This window comes from Sphingorhabdus rigui (assembly GCF_014196595.1).
In the GTDB taxonomy this organism is placed as follows: Bacteria; Pseudomonadota; Alphaproteobacteria; order Sphingomonadales; family Sphingomonadaceae; genus Sphingorhabdus_B; species Sphingorhabdus_B rigui.
Window position 1 is genome coordinate 3,771 of record NZ_JACIEA010000002.1, and the last position, 5,873, is coordinate 9,643.

A 5,873-nucleotide genomic window follows, 5' to 3' on the forward strand; every position below is an offset into this window, starting at 1 on the left:
ACTTGCCCGGCTCCAGCGTCCGCTGAAAATCATTGTCCACAACAACAACAGACAACTGCTCAGTCAATCCATTAAACACAGGATCTGATGAGGTGAAGCTGTGTGCGATCCCCGCTGGAACATTGCCTTCGATCAGCAGGTCATCCTGAGCCTGGATCGTGACGGTCTGCGGAATCCACCAGTTGCTGGCCGTAAAGGTGATCGTCGAGGTTCCGGCGCCACCATTGACGGCGATCTGGTCTCCGCCCTGGATGGTGAGGGTAACATCAGAGGTGGGAGCCTGGCCCAGGGCCACGCGGTACTGGATCGAGGCGCCGGCATCTTCTGCGAGCCCGGGGGACAGCTTGCTGCTCTCGATTAGGTACAGCTTGTCACTCTTGGCCGGGCTAGTGTTGATGCCTGCCAAGACATCTGTGGCGACAACGTTCTTGAGGATGGCCACGGTCTTGCCGGAATAGTCGCCATAAAGGCCGTCGCGGTCGTACTGGACCAGCGTGTCGGCGCCAGACTGCACAAAGGAGATATAGCGGTGGGTATAGGCGAACTCCGAGCCTGCGAACCTATCGCCAAAACCAGCGTCCAGGTTAGCCCCATGGATGGCGCCAAGGTCAAGAATATCTCCGCCGATGCCAACAAGAAAATCCTGAACTGTATCGTACACAGGCGTTGCCTGGGTTGCTTCAACAAGCGCATTCGCATCAAGGATGAACGTATCCACGCCGGCCCCGCCGGTGAGGATGTCGGCGCCATCATTGCCGCGCAGGATGTCATTGCCAGCGCTACCAGACAGAATGTCATTACCAAGGCCTCCGGTCAGGCTATCGTTGCCATCCCCGCCCGTGAGTGCGTCATTGCCATCGCCGCCCTCAAGCGCGTCGTTGTCAGCGCCGCCATCCAGCGCGTCATCACCGGCGTCGCCATAGAGCAGATCTACGCCGGCGCCGCCAAGCAGACTGTCCACTCCATCGCCGCCGCGCAGCGTGTCATTACCAATCCCGCCATCGAGCCTGTCGTTGCCACTGCCTCCGATCAGGCTGTCGCCGCCTTCAGCGCCCGACAGCGTGTCATCGCCATCGCCGCCATCCAGCGTGTCGGTGCCTTCCTGGCCCAGCAGCGTATCGTTACCAGTGCCACCGGTCAGGCTATCGGTGCCTTCACCACCTTCAAGACGATCATTGCCGGCATCGCCTGACAGCACATCATTGCCGGTGTCGCCCAAGATAGTGTCATCATCATCACCGCCAGAGGCTGTGTCGTTGCCTGCTCCCAGCGTGATCGTATCGACACCCTTGCCACCTAGGACCGTATCGTTGCCCGAACCGCTTCGGACGATATCGTCACCATCTCCGGCATCGACTGTGTTAGTGCCTTCGCCTGCATCAATCGTATCGTTGCCGGCGCCGCCTGTGATATTATCGTTGCCATCGCCGCCAAAGACCTGGTCAGCGCCTGCGCCTGCATCGATCACATCATCGCCAAGGCCTCCGGTGACAATATCATCACCTGCGCCTGCAATAATGGTGTCGTTGCCCGCGCCGCCATCGATGACATCGTTACCTGCAGCCGAGGTCGCACCAGTCCAGAGGAGAGTGGAGGTGCGTCCCAAAGAACCATCTGCATGCGACTGTGCCCGAACTGGATCTGATGACGAAATGTTAAACTGGTCCAGCGCTATATTGGCTGTAACGCCCTCATAACCATCGCCATAAATGAGGTCGTCCTGAGCGCCACCGGTCAGTCGATCATTGCCGCTGCCACCTGCTAGATTAGCCGATACCGCAGCCAAAGCAGCGCTAATCTGATCGTTCCCGCTGCCACCCGCTGCCTGAACCCACGCTGCGCTCAGGTTCATGGTATAATTACCGGTCAAAGCGGTGCCAGTACTGCTGCCGCCAAACTGCCTGACCGTCACACGCGCACGGGACCCCGCGCTTGAAGCGTCAATCACGTCATCGCCCGCACCACCATCCACACCGCCGACACCTGACAGAATGTCATTGCCAGCGCCGCCCAGGAACAAGGTAGTCCTGACGCTGTCCGCCAAGGATGCACTTACTTCCAGCTTATCGTTGCCGGCGGCCAGATCATATAGGCCGCTACTGGTCTGTGCAGCAGCATCCCCTGCAAGGTCATACTTGATGTAGTTGTTGCCAGCACTCGGCAACTTGCCCGGCTCCAGCGTCCGCTGAAAATCATTGTCCACAACAACAACAGACAACTGCTCAGTCAATCCATTAAACACAGGATCTGATGAGGTGAAGGCTAGATCTATATAGTGCAGTAGGTTCCCTTCGATGACGAGGTCATCGATAGCTTTGAAGGCAATGGCCTGCGGTACGTTGAAATTATCAGGAGTGAAGGTGAAAACCTTAGAACTGATGCTTCCATCGAGCCAGCACAGGCCTTCGCTCAGCGCTACCGTTATCTGAACATTCTCAGGCGTTGCAAAAGACAGGACCACCTCAAATGAGGTGCTACCATCCTCTGAGAATGACCACGTCGCTGGCTTGTTAATTAAATACGGAGAGGTTCCGAGAGTGGATGTATACTCCGTCACAGAAAGCGACTGCGCCTCGATATTTCCCGTGTGCGCCTCGAGAACCCAATCGCCACCGGCTTCTTTAGCGCCAGTTAGATCCGAGCTTGCCGCAACATCAGCTCCTGTCAGAGAAGCAAACCGCTCCACAAAGGCCAACCCCTCAGGACCGAAGGCAACATCACAACCGTAGAGAAGAATATCAGCATCATGCGTGAGGAGCGAACCAATATCCGCCAAATATGAGGCATACTCATTGAGATTACCTGCAGTAAGAGACGTGTTGCCGAGATATAGCGCGCCTTCGCTTCCGTGCGAGAGTATATGAAGCGTCGAAATGTCAGAATAGCCGGCAAGAAGCGAAGAAATTTGCTCCACTCCATCTCGATCAGCGTCAAGCAGAACCCAGTCCGCCCCCTTAGGCAGCGCTTCGACAATGGACCAATAACCCGCAACACGAGGATCAATGATGTAGAAACTTTTGCTCATGAGCCAACATCCTGCACAAGTGCCGCCATGTCGGATGGCACTGTTAAAAACTCGAGAAAATTGGGGGTAGCCTGACAGGCATAAGTTGCTGCAAGCCAAGCTTGTGCGACCGGAATTGAGGCCCTTAACGTCACCATGTTATTAAGCAGCTTCAATTACGCCTCCCTTCATCAAAGCCGTAACAATTTGTGTGGCCTTGTCTAGGGGCATTCCAGCCCGATCGGCAGCCTCCTCCAGCGCAAGGCAATCACTACCATGGATACCTGCAATAAGCGCAGAAAATGAATGATCATCTGGAAGGGTCTCGCGAACCAGGCCAAACAAGGGATCGGACAGAAATTCGCTTACATCACAATCGCCTCGACGAAGGCGAAACCGAAAATGGCTATCAACTGCCTTACTCGGATAACCTGCGAATAGCCGGAATGGACTTAACCGATCTGCCGATTTTCTAAGACTGAAGCGTGGATTGCTGACATTAGCCCTTCTGATCAGGCCCAGCTCGTCCCAAAGCGCTAGATACTCGCGTATGATAATCGACCAATCGAACCGATTTCGAGCAATTTTTTGCCCGGCCAAGCCCATGGCACGGCGGCTATCCGCATTTTTTACGAGTGCCTCGGCGGCATCAAACAATGCGGCCAGATCAACCGATATATGCCGTGCTGTATGGGCCAAGTAATAATCGTAGCTCATAGCATCACTTGCATAGGCCTGAGCATATGCCTCTCCAAAGTCTGGAGCAGGAGCAAAGGTCGGGACCATGAACCCTGTAACCCCATTTTGCACGGTTTGCCGGTATCCATTCCAGTCACTTACAAGAACGGGCATACCCGCAGCCATAGCTTCAAGTGGGGTGAGTCCGAAAGTTTCCTGAATATTGTCGGAGAGGGAGACGAAAATGTTTCCTGCGGCCCAAGCCTGATTGCGCTGATTTTCAACTCGTCCGTCCAGCCATATGTGACGGACAGATGGCGCATGGACATCTGCACCCTGCCTGAAGACACTTTCGATAGAGCTATTAGAAAACCAACCACATTGGATCAAAGTTACACTTTGCCCAGTTCGGCGAGAAGCTTCTTCCAAAGCTTTGTACATCGGCCAAGGGTTTGCCTTGGCGTGAAAGCTCAGGCGTCCAACGTAAAGAAATACCACCTCTCGATCGTCGATACCCAAGGCACGACGTGCGATATTTTTTTGCGCGAGGGTAAATGCATAATCTGCAGAATGGACACCCAAGGGTATCACCGGCAACTGCGGACGCGGTGCTGGCTTCGCGTCCGGAAAACGCCAAGCAACATAGCTTTCTTGTTCAGTCAATAGCTCCTCTACTGATGCCTTGACTGCATCGGAGGTCAGGATCAATCCGTCCCATTCCATGAGCGGCGCCAGCGTATAATCTGCGAGTTCCGCCATGACAGATCTAGAGCAAATCGTGTGTGTGATCCCTGTAATCGACCAAGCAGCCGAACCATATGCCAACCGAATTTTTGCTGGTTCGGCCAACACGGGGTCAGGAAAGTGAACACCTCCCACTTCAGCTAGACATTCTTCTGAGCCGGAAGTGACCCATTGGGTTGCCACGTCTCTTTTCAAACGCGAAACTGCACCTTCAAAATTCCGGTCCGAACTTTTAGTCGGACCGTAACCAACTAGCTCATCCAATTCCGGCAAGGCGAGGAGTGCGCGTAGGAAGCCATACCCCGCAGATTGACGGCCAAGGATTTTATCTTTGCCAAGCTGAAAAGCCTCCGCTTCGAAACGGAATGCTGGTAATTGAATTGTCACAAGGTTGCTTCCACTAGTTCAGCCGAAAAACAGCGTCTCCTGAAACATAGAGCATATCGCGGCAGTGGCAAACTTTCACTGCCTGCGCCGTGTTGTGTCCGAAATTTCGTTCGCCCAGCAGCAATGGAGCTAGAGGTGGGATTATGCCCCCACGCCTGAATAGTTCCTCAATCAGAAGGCTTTGAACTTGATGACAGGCTTCAACTGCTCTCAGTAGAACCGCGACCTTCTGGCGGTGACTAAAAATTTAAACAGACCGAGACTTGCTGGAACTGAACTTCCCTAATCCCTTCCACAATTGCTGATAACATAATATCTGTTCGGACATGAGACAAAACTTACGGGATCACATACCCTATAGCATTTGCCCCATAGATCGATTCGAAGCTTATTTCGTCGCCGAAGTTATCGTTTGCGAGGCTGCTTAAAGTGATGGCTACGGAGGTTCCAGCAGTGATCGTTGTAATTCCATCGCTATTGGAAACTTGCTCAAAGTTAACCCCAAGCTCTTCCGTGTGATTGGTAAACCGGAGGATATCTCCAGCCTCGAACCCCGCGATCGTTGCAGTGATGCTTTGGTTCACATCAATGACGAAAATATCTACCGTGCCAGCACGCGCCTGATAAGTTTGGCCGTTGGCGACCGTCACCGGGACAGCTTCGACGCTCAAAGTGAACATATCAGATGCACTGAGGCTTCCATCAGACGCCGTCACCTTCAGATTAAGCGTACCCGCATAATTCTGCGGTGGGGTGCCGGAAAATGTCCGGGTCCCGGCATTGAACGACAGCCAGCTTGGCAGTGCCGCGCCATCACCAAGTGTCGCGCTGTAGGTTAGTGCGTTACCATCCACATCGCTAAATGCGCCAGACGCGACCTGGTAGCTCCAAGCTGCATTTTCCGCACTTGCTTGGTCCGCAATTGGTGCAGAAACGAACGGCGCATCGTTAACTGCTGCGACCGTGAGCACGAACGTATCTGATACACTTGCACTGCCGTCTGATGCCGTGACCGTCAGACTGACGTTACCAGCAAAGTCCTGAGTTGGCGTGCCGGAGA

At 54.1% G+C, this 5,873-nt stretch carries 3 protein-coding genes; all 3 read right to left on the reverse strand.

The genetic code is table 11. The annotated features are described in order from the left end of the window. On the reverse strand, positions 1-3,025 hold a 3,025-nt coding region (locus GGR91_RS07525), incomplete at its 3' end, for a DUF4347 domain-containing protein (protein WP_183941604.1). Between the two features lie 141 nt (positions 3,026-3,166). After that, positions 3,167-4,813: a glycosyltransferase family 4 protein gene (locus GGR91_RS07530; RefSeq protein WP_183941605.1), complete on the reverse strand. Its 1,647-nt coding sequence runs from the start codon at positions 4,811-4,813 to the stop codon at positions 3,167-3,169. A gap of 338 nt (positions 4,814-5,151) precedes the next feature. Next, a partial coding sequence (locus tag GGR91_RS07535; RefSeq protein WP_183941606.1) for a putative Ig domain-containing protein occupies positions 5,152-5,873 on the reverse strand: 722 nt, incomplete at its 5' end.